This window comes from Flavobacterium lotistagni, from assembly GCF_011392125.1.
GTDB classification, from domain to species: domain Bacteria; phylum Bacteroidota; class Bacteroidia; order Flavobacteriales; family Flavobacteriaceae; genus Flavobacterium; species Flavobacterium lotistagni.
Genome location: NZ_JAAJBU010000008.1, coordinates 48499 through 72977 on the forward strand (window position 1 = coordinate 48499; position 24479 = coordinate 72977).

Sequence of the window (24479 nt, forward strand, 5' to 3'; positions counted from 1 at the left end):
AAACCATGAAAAAAATTTTGTTTCCCACCGATTTTTCCCAGAATGCGTTCCATGCGTTTGAATATGCCTTGCAATTGGCTAAAAAAACTGGCGCGGAAATCCTGACAATTCACGTTTATCCGATGGATGTAGCTGTATTTGCAGACTATAGCGCGATTCTATCCGTGAATTATTTTGTCAACGAATGGGACGATTTCGAAAACTACAAAAGCGAAGTACCCAAACTCAAAGCTTTGGCAAAGCAACACCAAGCCGAGCATATCAAAATCACACATTTACTGGAACGCGGCAATGTGGTGGAGAAAATCCTCGAAGCCGAAATCTCAGAACAAATCGACTGCATTGTAATGGGAACCAGCGGCGCAACTGGTTTAAAAGCAGTTTTCCTGGGTTCGGTAGCTGAGAGTGTCATGAATCGAGCATCGGGTTTGGTGCTGGTCATTCCTTCAGGCTGTCGTTTTCCTAAGGCGCAAAAAATCTTGTTACTGGCCAAATATGAAAAACCGTATCTGAAAATTGTGCAGCAGTTATTGCCACTAGCAAAAATTCTCCAAGCCCATCTTGACGTTTTGCATATCAAAGACCAAGCTGATCGAGCTGAAATGCGCACCATGAAAGATTGGGCCAAGCAATTCGCCGATGAGCAAGTGCATTTCCATATATTCGCTAACCAAGATTTAGAGGAAACTGTGGTAAATTTTGCCGATAAACACCACAACACAATGGTGGCGTTGGCAGTACACGAAAAAGGTTTTTTTGAAAAACTGTTCTTTTACAGCTTGTCCAAAGAATTGGCTTTCCACTCTCAAATTCCGGTGCTGGCGATACATACAAAAAAACGCACCTAACACAATTAAATGACCACAGACGCACTGATTTTATTTCTACTATTGGCCTTATTGGCGGAGATTCTCGGCACAGTTGGCGGTTTCGGTTCGTCATTGTTTTTTGTACCGATAGCCGGATATTTTATGGATTTTCATTCGGTATTGGCCGTCACGGCTTTGTTTCATCTCTCGAGCAACCTTATTAAAATTGTCGTTTTTCGGCAGGGCTTTAATAAAAATTTGATTCTGAAAGTTGGTATTCCTGCAGTGCTATTGGTATTTGTGGGCGCTCACCTAACACGATTTCTCGATACTGCCTTTTTAGAAATCGGGCTGAGTTTGTTTCTGATTGTGCTGAGTTTGGCTTTGCTGATTTTTAAAAACATCGAATTCCAACCCAATAACGTTAATGCCATTACAGGCGGCGCACTTTCAGGTTTTCTGGCCGGACTTGTCGGAACTGGTGGTGCCATTAGAGGCTTGACCTTGGCCGCTTTTGGTTTGGATAAAATGACCTTTCTAGCTACTTCGGCTATTATCGATCTAGGGATTGATTCAAGTAGAAGTTTTGCTTATTTCCTCAACGGATTTGTCAAACCAGACATGTTACCCTTGATTTTATGGCTCATGCTTGTGAGTATCATTGGTACTTATGTTGGCAAAAAAATACTGTTTTATATCTCCGAGTCACAATTCAAAAATATCGTCCTCGGCTTGGTTTTACTCACCGGAATCATCAATCTACTCCATTTTGTCTGAACTTTGACCCGACTCATGGGCGCTTAATCTGGTTTCAATGTTTTTCAAGATTTCGAGTTGTGCCGCTTGACTTTCAAATAAAATTTTGATCTGCTGCTCCAACAACAAATCGATTTTTTGGTGCAAACTTCTGAGCTCGAGTTCTGCCTTGAGATTGATTAGGTAATCGTTCTCGCTGCGTTTGCGGTCTTTTTCTTCTTTTCTGTTTTGGCTCATCATGATAATCGGTGCCTGCAATGCCGCTATGGCCGACAGAAAAAGGTTCATCAGAATAAACGGATAAGGATCGAAATGCAGACGGTCTGGCCCCAACGTATTGAACAAAGCCCAAACCGAAAGCACAATAGAAAACGTAATTATAAACAACCAACTGCCGCCAAATTCGGCTACCTTATCCGAAATCGAATCACCAGGGCTAATGACTTCTTTGGGTTCATGCAGCAGATTCTCAACGATAAGTTGCTCTTCGTTTACGGCTTGCTGCACAATTTGCTGGAGTTTTTTGAGCTGAACATCTTCCGATTGTAGCAGGTTTTCGATAGGATTATCCATAGGAATGATTTTTTAAGAAACGATGATTAATTTTCTGGAATCGAAGTTAGGGTCGGCAAAATTTCGACACAACACAAAGCTACACATTTCTGAAAAGCAGCACTTGATTCTATTGATTTTCCGCTGCGAGAAAGAAAATCAATGCCTATCTTTGGCGATTAAATTCAAAATACATGAAGCGCAACTTGTTTACCGATTTCTTTGAAAGTGAAAAAGCCGGTGGTTTGGTCTTGGTTTTTGTGACTTTGCTTTCGTTGGCGTTGGCGAATTCAGTTTGGCAATCAGGTTATATTGACTTTTGGGAAACGCACCTCGGCAGACACAGTATTGCGCACTGGATCAACGACGGTTTGATGACGATTTTCTTTTTGCTCATTGGGCTCGAACTCGAACGTGAAGTTTATCAAGGAGAGCTTTCTAATATTAAAAATGCCGCATTGCCCTTGTTTGGCGCATTGGGCGGAATGGTGGTTCCGGCTGGGATTTTTCTGTTGTTTAATTACGGTACTTCCACACAAGCCGGTGCCGGAATTCCGATGGCAACCGACATTGCTTTTGCCATTGGAATATTGTCATTGCTGGGCAATCGCGTTCCGTTGTCGTTGAAAATTTTCCTAACCGCTTTGGCTGTCATTGACGATTTAGGAGCCATTATTGTAATCGCAGTAGGCTACACCAATAATTTATCGTTGTTGAACTTATCGCTCGCACTGGGCGTTTGGGGTGTTTTATTTGTACTGAATCGGCTTAAAATTCATCAGCTTCTGCCCTATTTGATTGGCGGTTTTATCATGTGGTATTTCATGTTGCAATCGGGCGTACACGCGACCATAACTGGAGTAATTTTGGCTTTTGCAATTCCGTTTGGCGATGGTAGCGAACATACCGTTTCGTATCGTTTGCAACACTATCTGCACAAACCTGTGGCGTTTATTATTCTGCCTTTGTTTGCGATGGCCAATACCGGAATTGCCTTAGACAGCGATTGGATGCAACACTTCAGCACTCAAAACAGCATGGGAATTATTGCGGGATTAGTCCTCGGAAAACCACTCGGAATATTACTTTTTGCCGCTCTAGGTTCGTTGCTTGGAATGTGCGCTTTGCCTACTGATTTAAAGTGGAAGCACATTTTCGGCGCTGCTTGTTTGGGCGGAATCGGATTCACAATGTCGATATTTATTACACTATTGGCTTTTGATGATGTCGCGGTTATTGTTGAATCTAAAGTGGCTATTCTTTCTGCTTCGGTATTAGCCGGAATGATTGGGCTGTTGGCTTTACGGTATTCGACGCGGGATAGTTAGTTTAGACTTTAGTTTAATAAATTACAATTATTGCAAGAAACCAAGGGCGGCGAGCATAAACTAACCAGAATAAAGCAAGTCCTTTTCAACGGTATTTGGAATTTGGAGATTTATTCTCTGATAATTTTGATTATTTGTTCCATTCCCTTGCTTCTTATTTTGAGAAAATACAAACCTTTCGAGAGCTGTGATATATCGGTTGATGTATTTGACATGTTTATACTTTGGTTAATAATCTCTTTTCCTAGAACATCTGTTAGCGTTATAGATTCAATTACTAATGTTGGTCTTTTTGAGGAGATATGAATAACACCTTGAGTCGGATTGGGATATACTTTAAAATCTGAGTCATTAAATTGATTAACAGCCAAAGTGGCTACAAATTCTGTATTGAAGGTATTGGTGGTGATGGCCGGATTGGTATCAAAATAAATATCGGCAGTATTTGGAATAATATCTCCCACCGCGAAGCCTGGTCTAGGTTTTACCTCAAAAACTATAAATCCTTTTCCGATGTTGGTGTTTGCAACCGAGGGCGGCAAATTAATATCGGTAAAATTCCAAGTTAAGTTCGACCCAACTCTTTCTAGGGTATAGTCATGGCTTGCATCAACCATCCGGACGGAAGTTTCATCGAGTTTTTCATCGAGCAGATCCACTACATTGATATCGAAAGCCTCTGCAGTTCCCGTATTTTCGAACTGAATGGTATAGGTCAAGTAATCGTTGTCGGTAAAACTGGAATACAAGATTTTACCACCGTGTCTTTCATTCATATCGTTGGGATCAAACGACGCTACAATGACTTGAGAAACAGTTGACGTATTATTTTCATGATAGTTATCTATGGGGGTTATTGATGCTGTTCCGTTAAGAACCTGGCCCATGGTTACTAAAGGAATGGCAGGCAAAAGCATATTGATAAAAATTTGTCTTTGCTCGTTAGGTAGCAAGTTGGTAAAGCCATAGGTAAAACCCGTTGGCGTCGCAACTGTACCTGCTTGCGAAACCGAGGTAATACTAGTACTAGGGTCTTTAGTAAAAGTTATGACCCCTGACGGAATAGTCTGGTAGCCCCAATTTTTGTAACGTAAAACATTGGTATAGGAATTCGATGGTCTTGGCGAACCACCAGAATGAGTAAGAATTATCGACAAATCTACACAATCAGCATTGGTAGGAACGAGCGGAAAACTATAAACCACCGAACCAGAATTTGCAGCTAAAGTTACATTACTGTAAGAAGCGATAGACATCGTATATGGAGCATTACAATAACTATTGTTAGGAAGCATTGAAAAGCCCAGATTATAGCTATTATTTGGATTTACATTCAACAAATAATACAACCCAGCAGTTGAAGTAATATAACGAGGTGCTGCGGAATTTAACTGATAGCTAAACGTTCCGCCCGAATAATACGTTTCGGCTCCGTCTTTAATGCCATTGTTGTTTGAATCTATGAAGGCACTCAAGACTATATTTGAATTGGATGGCCCTTGCAATGCATCGATCCCATTCCAGCGAAAAATTCCACCCACAGTAGGAGAACTGCTAAATCCAGAAGCAAAGCCGACGTTTGCATCCAACATTGCAATTATGCCTCCATCTACATGGTTTGCATCAGGATTATCGTTAATGGAGATCCAAGTCAATCCTCCGTTAGTAGTATAAGATGAGCCTCTCTCGGCAAGATCAACATCCTCTCCTACAGAAATATAAACATTCGGCAGACCAGGAATAGCCGAAATACCGAAGTTTCTGAGCACTCCTTCATAAGGAACAGAATCCCAAGTAACACCGCCATCACTGGTGCTGAACAATAAATAATCACTGGTCTGAAGTAGCCCGTGGTTGGCATCGCTAAATGCAACATTCGCGTTTTCTTGTCCATTGATTCCACCTCCAAAGTCAGGGATTGGCGTTTGTGAAACCGACCAAGTAACGCCTTTGTCAGTAGAATGTAATAGTCTACCAAAGGTGGTCAAAATCCAAATACTATCACCGCTAACAGCAAATTTATTAGACAAAGCATACTCCTCTGGGTCAATCGCAATAAGCGCGGGCGTTGAGGCAATACGAACCCAATTAGCGCCGCCGTCTAAGGTTTTATAAATTTCGAAATAGCCATTTGTTGGATCACCTGCCGCAATCCCTTCATTGGCATTCCAAAAATAAACTAGGCTGGTAAAAGAACTGGGCTCAGAAAAGGCGGCTGATGTTTGTCTTGTCCATGACATCCCTGCATCTGTAGTTTTCCAAACACCACCCAAGACACCTGCATTCCTTGGAAAAACAGAAGCATAAGCTTCAACGGCAGACACACCATGGATGTTGGCAATCTCAAGATTATTAGAATTTGGCCCTAAATCAATCGCAGACGTGCTCCAGGTACTACCACCATTTTCAGTTTTTGCAAAACGTCTCAAAGTAGTGCAGCCAGTAGTACTACAGCTCATATTAAGCCAAGTAACATTAGCGTCAACAATGGAAATGCTGCGTATCCCGGTGCTGGTCTGAGGCTGTGCCGTTGCATATTCTGTCCAGACGTCCTGAGCCTGAAGAGGCATCACTTGCAAGAAAAAAGAAAGTAGTAGCGGTAATAGTAGTTTTTTCATAATGATCGGCTTGATGGTTTGTAAGTAACTAAATATAGATTTAAAAATTTGTTTATGTGCTATTTAGCTGTTTTTTTAACGATTTCAAATCCAAGTAGCAATGATTACTTACCGATTAAGCTGCTGATTTTCATTTTTGGTTCTTTTCTGAATTGTAAATCCAACCTATTTTCTCGTTTATCTCGGCTATACGAAACGGCTTTCGAAAGGTAAGATTAGATAAATTGTGAAAATAATTCTTTAGCTACACCGAATACTCTTCATACCAACGGAACTTATCGCTTACCAAACGGTTTCGGTGCCGCTGAAGATAATCCAGATAAGCCGCCGCAGCTGGCGAGTGTTTTTTGCCTTTGTTCCAGATCAAGCTCCAAGTGGTAGTAATGGGTAAATTCTTAGCCGGAAGGATCACCAAATCACCGCTATTGAGTTCGTGCTTTAACCCTATCAAAGGCATAATAGATACTCCAAACCCAGCGATAAGAGCTTGTTTGAGCGCCTCGTTGGAAGTAAGCTGCATTTTTCTTCCTAACGGGATGTCATTTCTATGGAGATACGCTTCCATCGTTTGGCGTGTTCCCGAACCTTCTTCCCTGAAAATGATAGTTTCATTCTTGAAAATTTCAGCACTGTTTTTATCCACCGAAGCAATTTTGTCTTTGTTGCCCACCAGATAAAGTTTGTTCGGGAGCAAATCAAGTTTTTCGATATCGGGCTTTTTGGGAAGTACCGATACCAAGGAAAAATCGACATCATTCTGTTCAAGGCTTTCAATCACGTTGCGCTTGTTGGTGACGTCCATAGTGAGTTCGACGTTAGGGTGCAATTGCAGAAAATCGCCTAAAAAGTGTGGCATTACATATTTCCCGGTCGACACTACTGAAATCTTAAGCCTTCCTGAGAGTTGCCCTTTATAAGCTGCCGTTTTATGATTGATCGCATAAACTTGATTAAGAATTTCCTCTGCCGCCAAGGCAATTTCTTTCCCAAAATCGGTCAGATAAATTTTACGGCCGATGACTTCGGTTAACGGAACATCAAACTGTGCCTGCAAATTTCTCAATTGAATGGAAACTGCCGGCTGGGTCAGATGCAACAACTCGGCTGCTTTGGTAATACTTCCACTTTGGCTGATTTTAAGGAAAACTTCCAGTTGATTTAAAGTATAATTCATAAAATAATTTAATATGATTCATTTCAAATATAAATAAAATATTATCAATTCGCCGAATTAGATTTGCGCTGTTATAAAACAACATCATCTCAAACCAATTCGATTGAATATGAAACAAGATTTTATTGCACGCATTAGTAAAATACTGCTCGGGAGCGTAATTGCTTTAGTATTCGCTACAGCTATTTTGTACCCGATGCCTACTGCGCTATTAGAAAGCCTGCTCGTTGGTCTTTCCATTTTTATTGGCCTTTTCATTCTAAAACAAAACCCTCAACATGAAATCAGAAATTAAATTGATCGACGGCGTATTTACCGCCAAAGAAGCGCGTGAGGTCATCGGGAAACTGCTCGACTTTAAAATTCAGTTCCACTCGAAAGAGAACTTCAGTCATGAAATTCGCCAAGGTAATAAGAACGAACGCTCAGAGCGGCGCAAAGAAGAACTGCTCGCTGCCCATGCAGACTTTCTGAAAACCATCAGCACATTGGATCCGGAAATCGAGCTAGAAATCCACGCCAACATTACCCTTGCGGAAAAATGAAACGCTTTGAAGGGCGGCGACTGCTCATCGTCACACAACATCAGAAAGAGAAAGTCATGGCTCCAATTCTCACAGAAGCTTTGGGTGTGCATTGCGTAGTATCAACCCATTTCGACACTGATTTACTCGGCACTTTTTCAGGTGAAGTCGACAGAAAATCAGATGCTTTGACCACAGTCAGGGAAAAATGTCTGCGCGGAATGCAACTTCACCAATGTGATTTGGCAGTGGCCAGCGAAGGCTCATTTGGAATGCATCCTTCAGTGTTTTTTGCCAGTGCCGACGATGAACTCGTGATGCTGATCGACCAAAAAAACCAACTCGAAATCACGGCACGTGAACTGTCGCTCGAAACCAATTTCGATGCAGCTGAAGTACGCGATAAGCATGAGCTGTTATCATTCTTAGAAAAAATCAGATTCCCCGAGCACGGCATCATCATTAAAAAAGCTGAAAAAAACCATAGCGGCATGGCCAAAGGAATTACAGATTGGGAACAAGCATTAGCAATTTGCAACGATTTTATTTCTAGTCAAGGTTCGGCTTATGTAGAAACCGATATGCGTGCTATGTACAATCCGAGCCGGATGAAAGTAATTGAGAAAGCTACACAGAACTTGGTACAAAAAATCCTATCGGTTTGCCCAGTTTGTGAAGCGCCTGGTTTCGGCATTACAGATGCTGTCGCTGGATTACCTTGCCGATTGTGCCGTTCAGAAACCCGGTCGGTATTGTATCATGTGTATACTTGTCAGCAATGCTCCCATATTGAAAAACAATATTATCCACGCGGCGTGCGGGAAGAAGAACCGCTTTACTGTGATTATTGTAACCCTTAACGCGATTGAATCATACTTATGAATTTACAACTGCTAACTGAAAACCTGACTAATCCGGCCTTATTGTTTTTCCTGCTCGGTATTGTGGCGGTTTATTTGAAAAGTGATCTTGAAATTCCGGCAAACAGCTCTAAATTTATTTCCATCTACTTGTTGTTTGCTATTGGTTTTAAAGGCGGGCAAGAACTTTCCCACGAAGATTTTAATCTAGAAATCGGGCTTTCGATGCTTTTTGCTATAGGCACTGCGTTAGCGGTTCCGATCTACACTTTCTTTATACTGCGCAGAAAATTCTCTATCGATGACTCCGGCGCTTTGGCAGCAGCTTATGGCTCGGTGAGCGCTGTGACTTTTGTAACGGCGGTTAGCTATTTAGAAATGCACCATTTGGCTCCCGACGGACACATGGTCGCTATTATGGCACTCATGGAATCGCCTGCAATCATTGCAGGTTTGTTGTTGATTTCGATATTCAACAAACAGAAAAATGAACCATCTGCAGCCCGAAAAGCCATTCATCATTCGCTCACCAATAGCAGTGTGCTGTTGATTTTGGGAAGCCTCGTGATTGGATATTTGGCCAGTGCCGAACAAGCCCAAGGTATCAAACCTTTTACCAACGATTTGTTCAAAGGCTTTCTCGCTATATTCTTACTTGATATGGGAATTGTCAGCGGAAAAAAACTCGGCTCACTTTTCAAACAAGGTTGGTTTCCCTTTGTTTTTGGGGTGTTGATTCCGTTGGTCAACGGTGTGATTGTCGCGGTTTTGAGTGGTTTTGTGACCCATGAAATTGCGAACCGCTTCATTTTTGCAGTTTTGGCAGCGAGCGCTTCCTACATAGCAGTTCCGGCAGCGGTAAAAATAGCAGTTCCGAAAGCCAACCCTGGATTGTATCTGCCGATGGCGTTGGGCGTGACTTTCCCGATTAACATCACTATCGGATTGCCTCTGTATTTGTGGGTCGTACAAAGTACCGTTTAGGCCTGGAGGCTACTTTTGACTATTGGTTTCTTGGCGACTTTCATCTTTAGTTTTTTTCTGTATTTCAAGCTTATACAACAACCAGCCGAAGCCTACCACCAAATGCAATAACACTAAACCGAATATCAGATAATCCATGGTTTTTAGTTTAATTTTGTACAGTTACTTTTGGGTGTAAAACCACTTCGCTGTTCACTGAATTGGAAATCAAACAGGCTTTCTCGCTCATTTCCATCACACGAAGGGCTTTGTCTTGAAGGGCAGCATCTGTGATTTTTAATTCCGGAAATAATTCGACTTGTGTCATTAGGAATTTGCCATCGACTTTGTCTAAAGTGCCCACTGCATTACATTCCAAAGATTGAAATTCGAGTTTAGAATTCTCGGCCACAGCCAAAAAAGTAGTCATAAAACAACTGTTGATGGCGGCCACGAACAAATGCTCCGGCGACCATTCATCGGCAATGCCTTTCAGAAATTCCGGTGGCGTGACTACCGTAATGGCATCTTTGAGAACATCCGATTTTAAAATGCCTTTGCGGTCTGATAGCCAATTAAGTTTTACTTGATAAGTATGTGGTTCCATAATATTGAATTGAATAGAAATTTTAGGTATTGCTTTTCTCCAGAATTACGCTAATTAAATCCGCTTTGGAAAGCACGCCCGATTGCCGCCAAAGTTGCATTCCGTTTTGAAACAACATCATCGTCGGCACGCCTTTAATGCGGTAATGACTCGCGATTTCCTGATTCTTATCGACATTGATTTTGATAATCGATACGCGTTCGGCTAAGGTTTCTTTGACTTCTTTCAGAATCGGCCCGAGCATTTGGCATGGCCCGCACCAATCGGCATAAAAATCTACCAAAACCGGTTTCTCTGCGTTGATAACTTCCTGAAAAGTTGGATTCATAACTATACGAATTTGGTGTTAACTCATTTTTCCAATCGCACAACTCATATAAGATTTAGCTTTGCAAAAAGTCGTGTTGTTGCCTTTCTCAGGATAACCCAAAGCTTTTAATTTAGCTAGGATTTCTTCGCGGTTCGCATCGCCGGTAACTACCACAATACCTTGTTCGTGAAATACTTTCACGCTTTCAACATGGGCAATTTTCATCAAAGCGCTTTGAATGCTGTTGGCGCAACCCGAACATTTGATATTTTCAACTTCAATACGGAACATGGCTATTTGTTTTTACAAGTATTGATTCCTAACAATGGATAAAGCGGGCAGAAACTTACCATTGAAGTCGCGGCAAAAATCACCGCTACGAAGCCCAGAACCAAAGCTGCGGTTCCGGTAATAGTTCCGGTGAAATACAAAATAGCGATTAAAATAGCGACCATCAAACGAATCGCACGGTCTGCAGTTCCCATGTTTTTCATGATTTTAGATTTTTGAATTAGACGATTGGGCTTGGGTATGGTATTTATCGTCATCGTGAAAGAACCACGACAACCACAAACTTCTTGACAAACGCATCAACCAAGGTTGCATCAAAACCAGTGCTACGGTATTGCCTAGCAGCCAATAAAAAATGTGGGGATCACGGATGGTAATTCCAGTAATCAGATAAAACGAAACGAACGAAATGATCGATAAACCCACAGTTAAAGCATAACTCACATAACCGGTTCCGTGATAAAACCCAGGTTCTAAATGAGTGCGCTGACCGCAAACTTCGCATTGGTCTTTAAGCGAATTTACATGGCCGAGCTGGTACCATTTGTGGGTAAATAAATTGCCCTGTCCACAACGCGGACATTGGTGCAAGAAAACTCTTTTTAAATAAATGAACATACCTAAATAATTTTGAAGTAAAATTAAGGTGATGTTCTTCGGCATGAAGTGACATTTATCACATTGCCGAAAATAATTGGGAAACTACATTTTTCCTGTGGCTAAAAGCTCAATTTGATTGCGGAAAAGTTTCACTAAACCACGTTGTTCCATCTTTTTGAGCAGTCTTGAAATCACCTCGCGCGAAGTGTTCAAATCCGAGGCAATATCCTGATGCGAAGTTTTGATTTCTGTGCTTTGGGTAGTTTCGGCATGGCGACGCAAATAAAACAACAAACGCTCATCCATGGCGCGGAACGCAATGTTGTCGATTACCTCGAGTACTTCCTCAAAACGGCTGCGGTAGGTTTCAATCACGAATTCGTACCAGCTGCGGTGCTGCATCATCCATTTGTCCATGAGCGGCAGAGGCACCATGAGCAGTTCGGCATCTTCGGTTACTTTGGCCATGATCTGGCTTTTCTCGTGTCGGGTGGCACAAATCATCGAAATCGCACATGCTTGCCCGGGTTGCAGGTAATACATCAGGAACTCACCGCCATCGTCATCTTCGCGGTAAATTTTGATGGTGCCGCTTAACACTAAAACGGTGCTTTTGATGTATTGCCCAGTACGCATAATGACTTGCCCGGCGGGTACGGTTTGAAAAACGGCATTTTGTTCAATCTCATCCAACAAAGCCTGGGAAAATCCGGCGAAGTATTTTTTTATTTCTGGGTTCATGTGGCTGCTTTATGGGGTAAATATAAGGCAGTCTGGTGAGATTTGAAAGGGTTGTTGGTTGTCAGTTTTCGGTCGTCGGTCTTCGATCTTCGGTTTGTATTCGGAAAGTTGAGCTGTAATTTTTCCATCTGGTTTTTTAGAATGAAGTACTTGTTGGACGTTAGTTTCACAATTCAACATTCAATATTTATTCCGCTTCGCTCCATACAGTTCGGCTGCGCCTCGGGTCAACATTCAAAATAAATCACACACCGTTGATTCCACAATTCAAGTGATTCACCGAAAAACCCTAGCCCCGATAGCAGCGGCATCCTTTTGTGCAGCGTTAGCGGAGCAAAAGATATAGCGGACAGCGGGAAAAAGCTCCTCAAAAAAAGAAAATAGTTGACACCGTTAATTCCAGAATTCACGCTGAAAGCTGAAAGCTGACGGCTGACAGCCCAAGTTTCCTAGTTCCATAACACAAAACTGACAACCGGCAACTACTCCTTCACCCCAAACTTCGTCAAAATGTCTTCCATCAAACACCATTTAGTAAGGGAAGATTGCAGCAGGTTCGCCCCGACAAAAGCCGTAAACCACAACCAGCGCTCATCGACATACATCGCCAGAAGCAAACTGATCAGGATGAAACTTCCCGCAATGGCTCTGATTATTCTATTTTTCATATCGTTCTTAATTAGATTTTTCAATATTCAACACCGCCACGTGAATCTGCGACAGCACTTCTTGTTGGGCATTGAACGCACCAATCATTTCAAAAACGGTATCCACGCGGTCTTTGGCAACGAAAGCGTAAAACAATACCGATTCGGTTTCATTCAGTTCTGAGGCAAACCAATTGCTCTGAATGGCATCTTGCGAACTGTCGCGAAAACCGTTCACTTCGCTATAGGAAAACGAATGCACTTTGGCTTGCAGCAGGAGTTTTTTGACCTCAGCTTCAAAGGCTTTGACGGCGTTAATGATTAGTAATTTCATGAGTTAGTTTTTAGGTTGGTTTTTGAGTTCCCATTTTTTTCTTTCGGTCACGTAATAGATAATCGGCACCACGAGCAATGTCAAAATCGTTGAGACAATCGCACCAAACACGAGCGAAATCGCCAAGCCTTGGAAAATAGGGTCGAATAAGATAATCGAGGCTCCAATTACTACTGCTCCTGTGGTCAGCAAAATCGGCGTAGTTCTGACGGCTCCTGCTTCGATAATAGCTTGTTTGAGCGGAATGCCATCTTGCAAACGGATTTCGATAAAGTCAATCAACAGCACCGAATTCCGAACCATCACACCGGCAAGTGCAATCATCCCGATAAATGAAGTTGCGGTAAAAAAGGCACCCAAAAGCCAATGCCCTAAAACAATTCCGACTAGTGACAGCGGAATGGCAAGCATCATCACGACAGGTGTTTTGAAATTCTGGAACCAACCCACAATCAGCATGTAAATGATGACAATCACGACCATAAAAGCCAAGCCCAAATCGCGGAAAACTTCCAAAGTAATTTGCCATTCGCCGTCCCATTTTACGGTGAAATCGCTTTCGTCGGCAGGTTGTTCCATATAGAGCTCGTTGACTTTATAACCTTTTGGAAGTTGCATTTTCTGGAGTTTTTCATTCATGCCCAAAATGGCATATACCGGGCTTTCGAGTTCTCCGGCCATATCCGCCATGACATAAACCACACGCTTTTGGTCTTTGCGATAAATAGTTTTTTGCAAAGTATCCTGAACCACTTTGACCAAATCGCTCACCGGAACTACATTGCCGCGGCTGCCTTTGATTTTGAGGTTTTCGATATCCTGCAACGAAGTTTTGTCTTGGTCCTGAAGCGACAACACAATACCCACTTGGTCATTGGAATGTTCATCATACAAGTTCGCCACCGGATATTCTTTAAGCAAATAAGTCAGGTTCCCGACGATTTGTTGCGGCGCGATGCCACTCAGCATGGCTTTTTCTTTGTCGACCACGAGCTTGTATTCGGTTTGATTGTCTTCGGTCATCCAGTCAATATCGACAATGTCTTGAGTTTTTTCTAGAATCGACTTTACTTGTTGCGCGACTTCAATCTGCTGTTTGTAATCCGGGCCGTAGATTTCTGCGACCAACGTGGACAACACCGGCGGACCGGGCGGTACTTCAATAATCTTGACATTCGCACCGTATTTTTTGGCGATTTTTTGCACTTCGGGGCGAACCAGTTTGGCAATGCCGTGACTTTGCAAATCGCGCTGTTCTTTGTGCAGCAAGTTCACCTGAATATCGGCCATGTTGCTGCCGCCGCGCAAATCGTAATGCCGCACCAAACCATTAAAAGTAATCGGCGCCGAAGTTCCGATGTAATTCTGATAGCTCACCACTTCCGGAACTGTAGAAAGGTATTGCGCTATTTCCTGAGTGACCGCAGCGGTTCGTTCAAGCGTAGTTCCTTCGGGCATATCAATCACGACCTGAAATTCGTTTTTGTTATCAAACGGAAGCATCTTCACCAGCACCGATTTCGTAAAAAACATAACAACCGAACCCGCGAGCAATAACACCGTCAAGCCAATGAGCATGCGTCTTTTCTTGCTGCTCTCCAACAACGGCCTTTCGAATCTGTTGTAGATTTTATACACCCAACTGGTTTCAAGTCCGGCTTCGGCTTTGTGCTGTTGGTGGTCTTTTTCTTGTAATAAATGATAACCCAAATAAGGCGTTACCGTCAACGCAACAAATAGTGAGAGTAACATCGCAATCGAAGCACCAATGGGCATCGGGCTCATATACGGCCCCATCATGCCTGACACGAAAGCCATAGGAAGAATCGCTGCAATCACGGTAAACGTCGCCAGAATAGTAGGATTTCCAACTTCATTAATCGCATAAATCGCGGCTTGTTGGAACGGCAATCGCTTCATCTTGAAATGGCGGTGCATGTTCTCGGCAATGATGATGCTGTCATCGACGACAATTCCGACTACGAAAACCAAGGCGAAAAGCGTGATTCTGTTCAAAGTATAACCGAGCAAATAATACGCAAACAACGTTAAGGCAAAAGTCAGCGGCACTGAAAAGAAAACCACCAATCCGCCGCGCCAACCCATGGCTAGAATCACTAAAACCGTCACGGCTATAATCGCAATGCCCAAATGCAACAGCAACTCGCATACTTTGTCTGAAGCGGTTTCGCCGTAATTTCTAGTTACCTCAACGTGAATATCATCGGTAATAATGGTTTTGCGAAGTTGGGCTACTCTTTCCAGAATTTTCTCCGAAATCTTCATCGCATCGGCTCCTTTCACTTTGCCAATAGAAATGGTAACTGCCGGATATTCCGAACGGTTCTTGGCAAAAGCTTGATTCGATTTTCCGTAACCAAACGACACATAACTTCTCGGTGTTGATGGGCCGTCTTGCACCGTGGCCACTTGCTTGAGATACACCGGCAGATTGGCATTCACACCGACCACTAAATTTTCTACATCTTCCGCAGAAGTCAAAAATTCTCCGGTGGTCAGCAAATATTCTTTATCATTATTCACAAAACTGCCTGATTGTGCGCTGCCGTTATTGGCCTGAATCATTTGCATAATACCGAGCGCATCGACACCGTTCTCGGCCATTTTGTCTTTGTCGAGAATCACTTTAAGTTCCCGATTTCTGCCACCGATTTCTTTGGTAATAGCTACGTCTTTAACTTTCTCAATTTCCGAAGTTACTTCTTCCGCCACCTGACGAATTTCAAAATCATTAAGCTTTTCGCTCCACAAAGTCAGGCCCAACATCGGCACATCGTCTATCGAACGGGTTTTAACCATGGGTTTGTAAACACCCGCCGGGAACATATTCTCATGCTTGGCGAGCTCGTCGTAAAGTTTTACATAAGAGCGCTCTACGTCTTGCCCAACATAGAATTGCACAATCAGCATCGCTTGACCATTCATCGCCATACTGTGCACATGCTCTACGCCTTTGATGTTCGAGAGGATTTTCTCCAGCGGCTTCACCACGCGGCTTTCCACTTCACTCGGGCTCGCTCCGGGATAACCGACCATGATATCGGCCATCGGCACATTGATTTGCGGTTCTTCCTCGCGCGGAATCAGAAACGAACTATACACGCCAATAATCATCAGCCCTACCATCAACAAAATCGTGAGCTTCGAATGGATGAAAAAATGCGCAATCTTACCTGAAATACCTTCTTGCATAATTTTATTTTTTTGGGCGTGCCCCTGCGGGTCGGGCTTTCGGCTCTATCTTTTGCTGCACAAAAGGATGCCGCCTTAATCCCTCACGCGGTCCGGATTAACTAAGACTTTTTACTTGTAGAATGACTCTATCTTTACTTTAGCGCCGTTGTATAATTTTCCTTCTGCACTAACAATGTATTGCTCATCGGCCGACAAACCGGACAAAACCTCGACTTCATCACCAAAGGATTTTCCTATCCGCAACCAGCGCAGAATGGCCAGATTTGTATTTCCGATGGTATAAATTCCGGTCAATTGGCCTTGATGTACCAATGCAGTTCGCGGCACCAGAATTTTTTCAGATGTTGCTTTGGCGTTCGCTATCACCTTTGCCACCGGAAATTGCACATTCACGAACATGCCCGACAAAACCTCGCTGGGCACTTTCTCTAAATTGACTTTTACTAAATATTGCCCGCCGGTATTTTTCGCCGAACTACTTACCTCAACTACTTTCCCGGTCAATTCCTGCTGCGTCGATTTGACCAATACTTTGGCGTTCATTCCATTTTTAATTTGGGCAATATCACTTTCAGAAACCATTGCCGAAACCTGTAAATGGCTTGCTCCTTCAACACTCAGCAGCGGCATTCCCGGATTCGCCATATCGCCTTCCTTGACAAAAGTCTGCGTGATTTCGCCAGAAAACGGGGCCGTCACATTCGAATAAGAAAATTGTGCGAGCACTTCATTGCGTTGCTGCTTGGCGCCTTCGAGTGCGGCTTTGGCCATTTCATAACGCGAGGTCATATCATCGAGTTCTTTTGGCGAAGCGCTCTGTTGGGCAAACAAAGCCACGAAACGATCGTAATCTTTTTTGGCATTGTTGAACGCTGCGGTAGCTTGCAAAATTCCGGCATCGACCTGGGCTTTCTTGGCTTGCAAATCAGTACTATTGACGCTTACCAATAGTTGTCCGGCACTGACCTTTTGCCCTACTTTGACATGTACTTGGGTCACGTAACCCATCATTCTGGTGGCTACGTTGGCACTGTTCTCGGCTTCGATTTTCCCGCTGGCCGAAATAAAATCCCGCGAATCATTAGCACCAACACCACTTACTTTTACAATTATGGCTGGCGAATGATCTTGCGCTTCTTCACGCTTTTTCCCGCAGGAAACAAAAAACACAATACTCAGGGCAATTAAAATCTGTTTCATAAAATGGATACTAATGGTTCTTTTCAATATTATTTTTTCAGCTTTACTTCGTTAGAAATTCAAGATAATCCTGAGTGAGCTGGTATTCGAAAACCGCTTGCAATTGCTCGAGTTCTTTCTGGATCAGCTGCGTTTCAGATTGCAACAAATCGGTGGTTTTATCTAAACCTTGCGCAAATCGGTTCTGGCGGATGCGGTAAGCTTCCTGCGATTGCTCAAAAGCCAATTGAGTAAGCTGTACTTTGTTTTTTGCATCACTGAGCTGGCGATTGGTTTTATTGAGTTCTAACTGGCTTTGCGCTTTGTACTGCTCAGTTTCGGTGCTGGCTTTTTGGTAATCGGCTTTGGCTTTTTCGAACTTGCCAATGGTTTTGTAGCCGTCGAACACATTCCACGACAATTGGGCGCCTAACAAGTAGCCTTTAGCGGAAGTTCCAAACAGGTTCCGATCATACATTTCGTAGCTTCCGAAGGCATTGAGCCTTGGCAAAAAAGCCATTTTAGAGGAGGACAATATCTGCCCATAAGCAGCTGAGGAAAGTTCCATGGCCTGAATGTCTTTTCGATTATCGGGCAAGGCAGAACTAAAGGTTTCTTCATCAATTTTATTTTCTAAAGCATCAGTAGGCTGGTAAACTTTTCCTGCATTATTTTCATTCAAGAGAAACGCCAGATAATCTGAGGCATTCCGGACATTGCTTTTCGCGTATTGCAATTGGTTGGCGACTTCATTCACACGAACCTGAACATTCAGTAAATCGGTTTTTTGCAACAAGCCTTGTTGGAAGTAATTTTCAACCAATTTCAGATTAGCTTTGGCCGTAGCATCAGCTTTCTGGAGCACTTTCACTGCGCGATAAGCCAACTGCAATTGCATGTAGGACTTTGAAAGTTCGAGTTCCAGATATTCTTGCGTGCGCTGGGTTTGCAACTGGTAAGCTTGTAATTTGGAATGTGCCGCCTTGCGCCCGTATAGCCCGTCGAGGTTTAGCAAAGGCTGTTGTACTTCAATCTTGGTAGCGAAGTTTTGTGTTCTGGCCGGATCGTTAAGCAATGCCGGATCGAAATCAGCCGGGGAGAGAATTTCCTGATTCAGTTTAGAACCGAAAGCCATCAGCGGATTGGTAGTTACAATTCCAGTATGCGATAGGTTAATGTTGGGCAAAAAGAGCGCATGACTTTGACGATAATCGGCTTGCGCAGCAGCGGCATTTTGCCGGGCGATTTTGAGTTGTAAATTTTGCTCGGTCAGCTTCTGCTTCAAATCGGCTTTACTGATTTTTAAAGTATCCTGACCGAAAACAAAACCCGCTTTGAAAACCGCTGCGATTAAAATGATTATTGGAATCTGCTTCATAAATGTTGGTATTACGAAGCAAAAGTATAGGCGGAGTTTAGGCTACACAGTAACAAAAGTCACATTGGTTGTGAGTTGTTGGTTGTCGGTTCGTTTAAGGAAAACTGATTTGCAGTTTTCTATTCATGTTTTTTAGAATAAAGTTCTTGTTGTATGGTAATTCCAGTAAATAACTGTGAACCGATAACCGTAAACTGTAAACTCTTTAACACCGTTAATTCCACAGCATCAAACTGACAACCGACAACCTACAATTATTTAACCACTCCAATCACAAAAATTTTCGCTTTACTGATGCTGCTTTTGGGTTTAAAATCAATCTTGTCGACAGTTTTAATGAGTGAGGCCTCGACAGTTCCTGAATCAAAATAGCATTGTATAAATTCGGGGCTTTTCATAACATTCATTAGAATATCCAGATGCGACATGTTCTTTAAAATCAGGTGCTTGCCATTAGACAAATAAGGCATGAGTGCTTTCTCGGTGACGTAAGAAGGTGTTCTAAAATCTAAATCGCCACTAATCACTACGGTTGGAACTGCTGAGTTTCTGGATTGAGTATAAGCCGCCGGAATCGATTCAATAGGCCAGCACTTGGCTGCTCGCTCGTATATCAATGCCATGTTTTTTCCCAAAATAGTCGAATCAGTTTGAGTGTATTCTGGTTGGGCCATGGTATTCTTATCGGCACTGATGGTTTTGGCAAACACATCTCCAATGGCTGCAATATTGCTCATGTCTTGTATTTTTTGCAACAGGAATAGACCGCTGTAGTCGCGCTCATAGGCAGCCTTGAAATAAGCATCAAAAGCCATTATTGCAAAACCTCTGTTGTATAGTGCTGCTGTGGTTCCTGCTTTAATTTTATCGGCATCGAGTTTGAACACCGACCAACGACGCGGCAGGTTTTTAAAGGCGGTTTGCATCGCTTGAGAAATTGAACCTTTATAAGGAGCCTCTTTCTGAAGGCGATAAAGGCTGTCGTATTGTTGAATGGCGTGCTGCGCAAATTCGGCTCTGGGAAGAAAATAACCCGGCGGACAAGCGCCAATCATTAAACTTCTTTGAATCACTTCAGGATGTTGATAACCATAGAGCAGTGCCACACGTGTTCCGTAACTGCTAGAGAGCAAATTGATTTTGGAATAACCTAAAAACTTTCTCGCATATTCAATATCTGCAATAACCTGCATGATGGTGTATTTATCGATATTGATTCCGGAACTTTTGAGTTCTTTGTGGTAAGTTCGCACTTTGCTTTCCATATTTTGCAAGGAAGCCTCGCTGAGCATTTGATGATTCAAACCCTTCAAAGCCTTATTGACAGCAGACGATTTCAAACTAACCGAGCCATCCACACCGCGATAACCGACACAAACAAAATCGTGGTGGGCCAATATGGTTTCAGGGTTACTCTGGGCTATTTTCTCTGCCGATAGAATATTAGAGCCGCCCGGCCCGCCATCTAGCCAAAATATAGGTGCTTCTGGATGCTTATCGGGTGATTTTACGACGAAAAAAGGAATCAATAAATCTTTGGATTTTGGGTTTTGATCATCTTCTGGAACGCGAATAAACCCTTCGAGTGTTTGATAACTTTGACGGCCAAAAGCAATGGTCTTTCCGTTTTTAATGCCTTCTTGTGGCGGTGTTTGCGAACAAGAAGATTGCATGGCTGCCAAAATAATCAGCGCCAACATTTTTAGTTTTGTGTGCATGTTTTGAATGTTTTAGAGCGCAAATATTGCTTCATCACATTCATATAATCGACCTAGCCTGTAGGTTCGAACCATTTAAATATCAATTTTAGCGCTTATGGTTGATCGAATTGATAAAAGCTGAGGGTGTAGTTTGTGTGATTCTTTTAAAATGCTTGTTAAACGATGACTTGGAATTGAAACCACAGTCATAACAAAGCGATAAAATGGTGAACTTTTTATTCTCGGGTTGCTGCACCAAACTAATAAATTTTGCCACGCGAAGAGCATTGATGTAATCATAGAAATTCTTCTCCTCGTAAGTATTGATAACTTGAGATAAAATATTGGGGTGCACCTCTAAAAGCTTGGCTAATTCTACGAGAGTCAAATCGGGATTGACAAACCATTGTTGTGTTTGCATTTTGTCAGCAAGTAGCGCGTGAATTTCAGCCGCTTCGGTTTCAGTTAATCCAGATTTGAGATACTTCGTTTTCTTGTCACTAAGGAGATTTTCATCTACAGGAATTTTAATTTCACCCGCTGATTCAACGACTGTCAAGGCAAAAATTCCGACCTGATTGATCCCTAGATATCCCATTAAAACTACAAATACAACCACAGCAACATAGAGATACCTCGTGTTTTCTATCAGCACGAAAATCCAGACTACCGCGACACCCCAAATTAGATATTGCAACCAGTTTAAGTTGATTCTATCTGTATTAGAAAACTGCCCGAGAATGTTCTGACGGTGCTTTTGCAACAATACTAAAGACCAAACTACATATACAATTCCTGAGGTTTTAACCAATATGGAATACATGTTTAGCAAAGCTTCAAAGCCCTGCCCTTTATTTTCATACACCACTATTTTTGAGGCATTAGACAAAAGAAAGAAATTAGCAAAACCAACCAACGACATCAAAGCCGGAAGAAAATGAAAACAGTTGATAATTCTGTTTTTTAATTGATTGGTAAGCGCCGAAACATATAAAAAAAGAAACGGGCCGTGAATCAATGGAAAAATAATGGTGATTCCGAGCAAATAAGGATATTGATAAATTTGCCTGCAAACCGATAAATAAACCAAAATCAAATGAACGCCAATAGCGCAAAACCAACCCAATAAAATTTGATCTGCTATGGTTTTATTGCGTTTTCCGACAAGTAGAAAAACCAAAAAAAAAGTAATGATGATGCCGGCTAGGTAAAACATATTAAATCAAAAAATGATACGGATTTAACTACAAAACCCCATTGTCGCTAACAAAATTTAACAATTCCACCAGATTCTTGACCTGAAACTTATGCAAGAGATTTCTCCGGTGGGTTTGCACGGTCAGGAAACTCAAAAACAAAGTGTCTGAAATTTCCTGTGTAGACTTGCCTTGTTTGAGCAAAGTCAGGATTTCCTTTTCCCGAACGGTCAGGCGCGGAATGGCTTTTAAATCGTTAATATCGGTCTGATTGATTAAGGCTTGTACTTCGTTGCAAAAAGCCAGTTTACCAGCCAAGGCTAGATCAATACAATTTCTAAACTCTTCCAGCGAGGCACTTTTGAGCAAATAGCCATTGGCACCATTCTTAATCATTTGCATTACAATACTGCGCTCTGATTGACTGCTCATGGCGAGAATCACAATTTTCGGATACAGTTTTTTAATCTTTAAACACAAATCGATTCCGTTAATATCGGGCAGAAAAACATCGAGAAAAATCACATCGAGTTTGGATAAGTCGTTGTAGCCAAATAAACTGGTTCCGTTGTTCAGACAAACATCAATACTGATATTTTCAATTGGTGAAAGCAGCATTTTCAAACCTTCGATGACTATCGGATGATCATCTACGATAGCAATGTTATATTTTATACTGTTCATGGTCTTGTAATAAAAGTTCGATATTGATTAGCGTTCCTACGCCCAATTGAGAATCTACTTCAAACTTACCGCTAAGCAGCTCAATCCGGTTTTTGATGTTTTTCAGCCCCAATCCTGCATACGCCGCCAAATCGTCGGTGTTGAAACCACGGCCATTATCTTCAACAGTAATGAGAAACAAACCCTTATTCTGACTGCAATCTACAATAATTTCTGTCGCTTCGGCATGTTTAAGCGCGTTGTTAATCAATTCCTGTACAATCCTAAAAATAGCCACTTGGTCATCACTTTTCATAGAATCACTGATTTGATGGGCTTGGAAAGTAATCTGACATTTCTCTGAGTTAAGCGAAAAACACAAATCCCGCAAAGCCATTTCTAACCCCAATTTAAGTAAGGTTTCGGGCATTAAATTAAAGGCTACTTGCCGCAATTCTGTGATGGCCCTCGAGAGTGAATCCGAAATACTTTCCATGGAAGAAGTATGCTCTTGAAGTTTATCGCCGGCCTGCAGTTCCATTTTTAACGCCGAAAGCCTGCTGCCAATGCCGTCGTGCAAATCACGGGCTATTCTTTTTCGCTCGGCTTCTTCACCCATCATACTGGCTTGCATCACTTCAATCTCTTTTTGGGTTTGAAGTGCTTGGAGATTTTGCAGGTAATTGATTTCCTTTTGGGCGGCAATACGTTTTTGTGCTTTGAAATTTTTCACCAATAAAAGTGTAGCCAAGAATAAAATAAAACAAATCAAACCAAAGACGATATGATTCAAACGATCGTATTGGGCAGTGAGCAAGGCTTGTCGTTTTTGAAATTGAAGCGCCTTGATTTTGCGTTCGTTTTCTTGGTTTTTGAACTTGGCTTCCAAATTCATGATTTCGGTGGTGCCGGAATGCGTTTCTAAACTGTCGCTGAGTTCGATATAGCGCTCTGAATAAGCTAATGCCTTCGAAAAATCATTGAGTTGTCCGTAAATCGAGGCCAGTTCTTTGGTATAATTTTTTTGATCTTCAATATTGACTTGCTTGTCATTTAAAACCTCCAGGAGTATTTCTTTAGCCGCTTCAAAATCTTGCATGGCTTTGAGCGATTCAAACTTGAGCAACTTAAAATTGAGCACCGAATAAGCATCTTGCTCTTGTTGGGCTTTTTGTATTCCTTTATCGAAAGCCATAATGGCACTGCGAAAATCCTGACTTTGATGCAGTAAACTGCCTTGGGCCGAATAATAATCGAGTTGCATGTTCGATTCCGGATGCAAGGCAAGCATCTTTTGGGCTTTACTCAGATAATAATCAGCGGCATCAAATTGCTGTTCTTGCGAAAGTATTTCAACATAAAACAGATAAAACGCTAGCAAATCTTCAGCGTAGTTTTCATGATTCAAAGGTTTCCTCTCGAGCGTTTCAATAGCCAAATGAACATACTGATGGGCCTTAGCCATATCGTTTTTGTTGTAAAAGATGAGCCCAAGAAAACGATAAATATTGGCAACTTCAATGGCATCGTTGGCTTTTTTTGCCACTGGTAAGGCATGATCGAGCAAGATTTTAATTGCTTCAAAATCATTGTTTTGACGCTGATAGACCAAGGCCAAATTAAACAGCACTGTTGACCGAATAGCATAAGCTTTCGGAGTCTGGAATTTTTTTAATTGCTGATTCACCAAAATATAGCTTTGCTTAAAACTTTTCAATGCGTTTGCATCAGCATCAATAGGCAAAGGATGCATGGCGTGATTGTAATAATAAGAAAGTGCTTTGAGGTAAGAATTGTCTTTGACAAACCGGTTGGCCTGTTTAAGATAAAATTGAGAAGACTTTTGTTGGTTGTTTTTATAATAAATCGAGGCCAATTGATAACCCAGAATACCTTTCAAACTATCGGATGAAGCCGATTGGTAGGCCGAAAGCAATTCATTGATCTTTTTTTGATCATCATTCAAACTATGATAAGCTTGTGCCAAAACTGAGGGCATCGTTAAGAAAAACAATAAAATAATAATATATCGC

The 24479-nt window shown here is 42.1% G+C and carries 25 protein-coding genes; 7 read left to right on the forward strand and 18 right to left on the reverse strand.

What is annotated here, in order from left to right:
* Window positions 1-5 precede the first annotated feature (5 nt).
* Together G4D82_RS09965 and G4D82_RS09970 are read left to right on the forward strand one after the other, a co-directional pair.
* The gene (locus G4D82_RS09965) at window positions 6-848 is read left to right on the forward strand and encodes a universal stress protein (RefSeq protein WP_166337133.1); all 843 of its coding nucleotides are present in this window, start codon (window positions 6-8) and stop codon (window positions 846-848) included.
* A 9-nt stretch (window positions 849-857) separates the two neighbouring features.
* Window positions 858-1586 (forward strand): sulfite exporter TauE/SafE family protein, encoded by a 729-nt coding sequence (locus G4D82_RS09970; protein ID WP_166337134.1) that lies wholly within the window; start codon window positions 858-860, stop codon window positions 1584-1586.
* Here G4D82_RS09970 and G4D82_RS09975 read toward each other — a convergent pair.
* Window positions 1569-2138 carry a DUF1003 domain-containing protein gene (locus tag G4D82_RS09975; RefSeq protein ID WP_166337135.1) on the reverse strand — a complete coding sequence of 190 codons (570 nt, stop codon included), beginning with the start codon at window positions 2136-2138 and terminating at the stop codon, window positions 1569-1571. The two genes, G4D82_RS09970 and G4D82_RS09975, sit on opposite strands and share 18 nt — an antisense overlap.
* A gap of 173 nt (window positions 2139-2311) precedes the next feature.
* On the opposite strand from G4D82_RS09975, the gene nhaA reads away from it, so the two are divergent.
* A complete protein-coding gene (gene nhaA, locus G4D82_RS09980) occupies window positions 2312-3445 on the forward strand; it encodes a Na+/H+ antiporter NhaA (protein WP_166337136.1) in 1134 nt (377 codons plus the stop codon).
* A 110-nt stretch (window positions 3446-3555) separates the two neighbouring features.
* Here the strand turns inward: nhaA and G4D82_RS09985 are convergent, their stop codons facing one another.
* Together G4D82_RS09985 and G4D82_RS09990 are read right to left on the reverse strand one after the other, a co-directional pair.
* Entirely contained in the window at window positions 3556-5904 is a 2349-nt protein-coding gene (locus G4D82_RS09985) for a T9SS type A sorting domain-containing protein (protein WP_166337137.1), read from the reverse strand.
* A gap of 403 nt (window positions 5905-6307) precedes the next feature.
* The gene (locus tag G4D82_RS09990; RefSeq protein WP_166337138.1) at window positions 6308-7237 is read right to left on the reverse strand and encodes a LysR family transcriptional regulator; all 930 of its coding nucleotides are present in this window, start codon (window positions 7235-7237) and stop codon (window positions 6308-6310) included.
* A 109-nt stretch (window positions 7238-7346) separates the two neighbouring features.
* On the opposite strand from G4D82_RS09990, the gene G4D82_RS09995 reads away from it, so the two are divergent.
* Genes G4D82_RS09995 through G4D82_RS10010 form a run of 4 tightly spaced genes read left to right on the forward strand, consistent with a single transcriptional unit; the run spans window position 7347 to window position 9605 of the window.
* Complete coding sequence (locus G4D82_RS09995) at window positions 7347-7532, forward strand: hypothetical protein (RefSeq protein ID WP_166337139.1); 186 nt, start codon at window positions 7347-7349, stop codon at window positions 7530-7532.
* A complete protein-coding gene (locus G4D82_RS10000) occupies window positions 7516-7782 on the forward strand; it encodes a hypothetical protein (protein ID WP_166337140.1) in 267 nt (88 codons plus the stop codon). The genes G4D82_RS09995 and G4D82_RS10000 overlap by 17 nt, the downstream gene beginning before the upstream one ends.
* The gene (locus tag G4D82_RS10005) at window positions 7779-8621 is read left to right on the forward strand and encodes a DUF6671 family protein (protein ID WP_166337141.1); all 843 of its coding nucleotides are present in this window, start codon (window positions 7779-7781) and stop codon (window positions 8619-8621) included. Before G4D82_RS10000 ends, G4D82_RS10005 begins: the two co-directional genes overlap by 4 nt.
* Before the next feature lie 18 nt (window positions 8622-8639).
* Entirely contained in the window at window positions 8640-9605 is a 966-nt protein-coding gene (locus tag G4D82_RS10010) for a sodium-dependent bicarbonate transport family permease (RefSeq protein ID WP_166337142.1), read from the forward strand.
* Window positions 9606-9753: 148 nt separating this feature from the next.
* Here the strand turns inward: G4D82_RS10010 and G4D82_RS10015 are convergent, their stop codons facing one another.
* From G4D82_RS10015 to G4D82_RS10085, 15 genes are all read right to left on the reverse strand, one after another.
* Window positions 9754-10191, reverse strand: coding sequence for an OsmC family protein (locus G4D82_RS10015; RefSeq protein ID WP_166337143.1), 438 nt, complete (start codon window positions 10189-10191; stop codon window positions 9754-9756).
* A 22-nt stretch (window positions 10192-10213) separates the two neighbouring features.
* Entirely contained in the window at window positions 10214-10519 is a 306-nt protein-coding gene (gene trxA, locus G4D82_RS10020; protein WP_166337144.1) for a thioredoxin, read from the reverse strand.
* Between the two features lie 18 nt (window positions 10520-10537).
* The gene (locus tag G4D82_RS10025) at window positions 10538-10792 is read right to left on the reverse strand and encodes a heavy-metal-associated domain-containing protein (RefSeq protein ID WP_166337145.1); all 255 of its coding nucleotides are present in this window, start codon (window positions 10790-10792) and stop codon (window positions 10538-10540) included.
* A 2-nt stretch (window positions 10793-10794) separates the two neighbouring features.
* Window positions 10795-10995: a YgaP family membrane protein gene (locus tag G4D82_RS10030; RefSeq protein WP_317167568.1), complete on the reverse strand. Its 201-nt coding sequence runs from the start codon at window positions 10993-10995 to the stop codon at window positions 10795-10797.
* Between the two features lie 4 nt (window positions 10996-10999).
* Window positions 11000-11455, reverse strand: coding sequence for a DUF983 domain-containing protein (locus G4D82_RS10035; protein ID WP_166337146.1), 456 nt, complete (start codon window positions 11453-11455; stop codon window positions 11000-11002).
* Window positions 11456-11494: 39 nt separating this feature from the next.
* Window positions 11495-12133, reverse strand: a complete 639-nt coding sequence (locus tag G4D82_RS10040; RefSeq protein WP_166337147.1) for a Crp/Fnr family transcriptional regulator — start codon at window positions 12131-12133, stop codon at window positions 11495-11497.
* A gap of 482 nt (window positions 12134-12615) precedes the next feature.
* Window positions 12616-12801, reverse strand: a complete 186-nt coding sequence (locus G4D82_RS10045) for a YgaP family membrane protein (RefSeq protein ID WP_166337148.1) — start codon at window positions 12799-12801, stop codon at window positions 12616-12618.
* Window positions 12802-12808: 7 nt separating this feature from the next.
* Window positions 12809-13114, reverse strand: a complete 306-nt coding sequence (locus G4D82_RS10050; RefSeq protein ID WP_166337149.1) for a hypothetical protein — start codon at window positions 13112-13114, stop codon at window positions 12809-12811.
* 3 nt (window positions 13115-13117) lie between these two features.
* Complete coding sequence (locus tag G4D82_RS10055) at window positions 13118-16327, reverse strand: efflux RND transporter permease subunit (protein WP_166337150.1); 3210 nt, start codon at window positions 16325-16327, stop codon at window positions 13118-13120.
* A gap of 111 nt (window positions 16328-16438) precedes the next feature.
* Entirely contained in the window at window positions 16439-17530 is a 1092-nt protein-coding gene (locus tag G4D82_RS10060; RefSeq protein WP_166337151.1) for an efflux RND transporter periplasmic adaptor subunit, read from the reverse strand.
* 43 nt (window positions 17531-17573) lie between these two features.
* The gene (locus G4D82_RS10065; protein WP_166337152.1) at window positions 17574-18887 is read right to left on the reverse strand and encodes a TolC family protein; all 1314 of its coding nucleotides are present in this window, start codon (window positions 18885-18887) and stop codon (window positions 17574-17576) included.
* A gap of 254 nt (window positions 18888-19141) precedes the next feature.
* Window positions 19142-20605 carry an alpha/beta fold hydrolase gene (locus G4D82_RS10070; RefSeq protein WP_166337153.1) on the reverse strand — a complete coding sequence of 488 codons (1464 nt, stop codon included), beginning with the start codon at window positions 20603-20605 and terminating at the stop codon, window positions 19142-19144.
* Between the two features lie 88 nt (window positions 20606-20693).
* Window positions 20694-21803, reverse strand: a complete 1110-nt coding sequence (locus tag G4D82_RS10075; RefSeq protein ID WP_166337154.1) for a helix-turn-helix domain-containing protein — start codon at window positions 21801-21803, stop codon at window positions 20694-20696.
* A 28-nt stretch (window positions 21804-21831) separates the two neighbouring features.
* The gene (locus tag G4D82_RS10080; RefSeq protein WP_166337155.1) at window positions 21832-22467 is read right to left on the reverse strand and encodes a response regulator; all 636 of its coding nucleotides are present in this window, start codon (window positions 22465-22467) and stop codon (window positions 21832-21834) included.
* Window positions 22448-24445, reverse strand: a complete 1998-nt coding sequence (locus tag G4D82_RS10085; RefSeq protein WP_166337156.1) for a tetratricopeptide repeat-containing sensor histidine kinase — start codon at window positions 24443-24445, stop codon at window positions 22448-22450. The genes G4D82_RS10080 and G4D82_RS10085 overlap by 20 nt, the downstream gene beginning before the upstream one ends.
* Window positions 24446-24479: the final 34 nt, after the last annotated feature.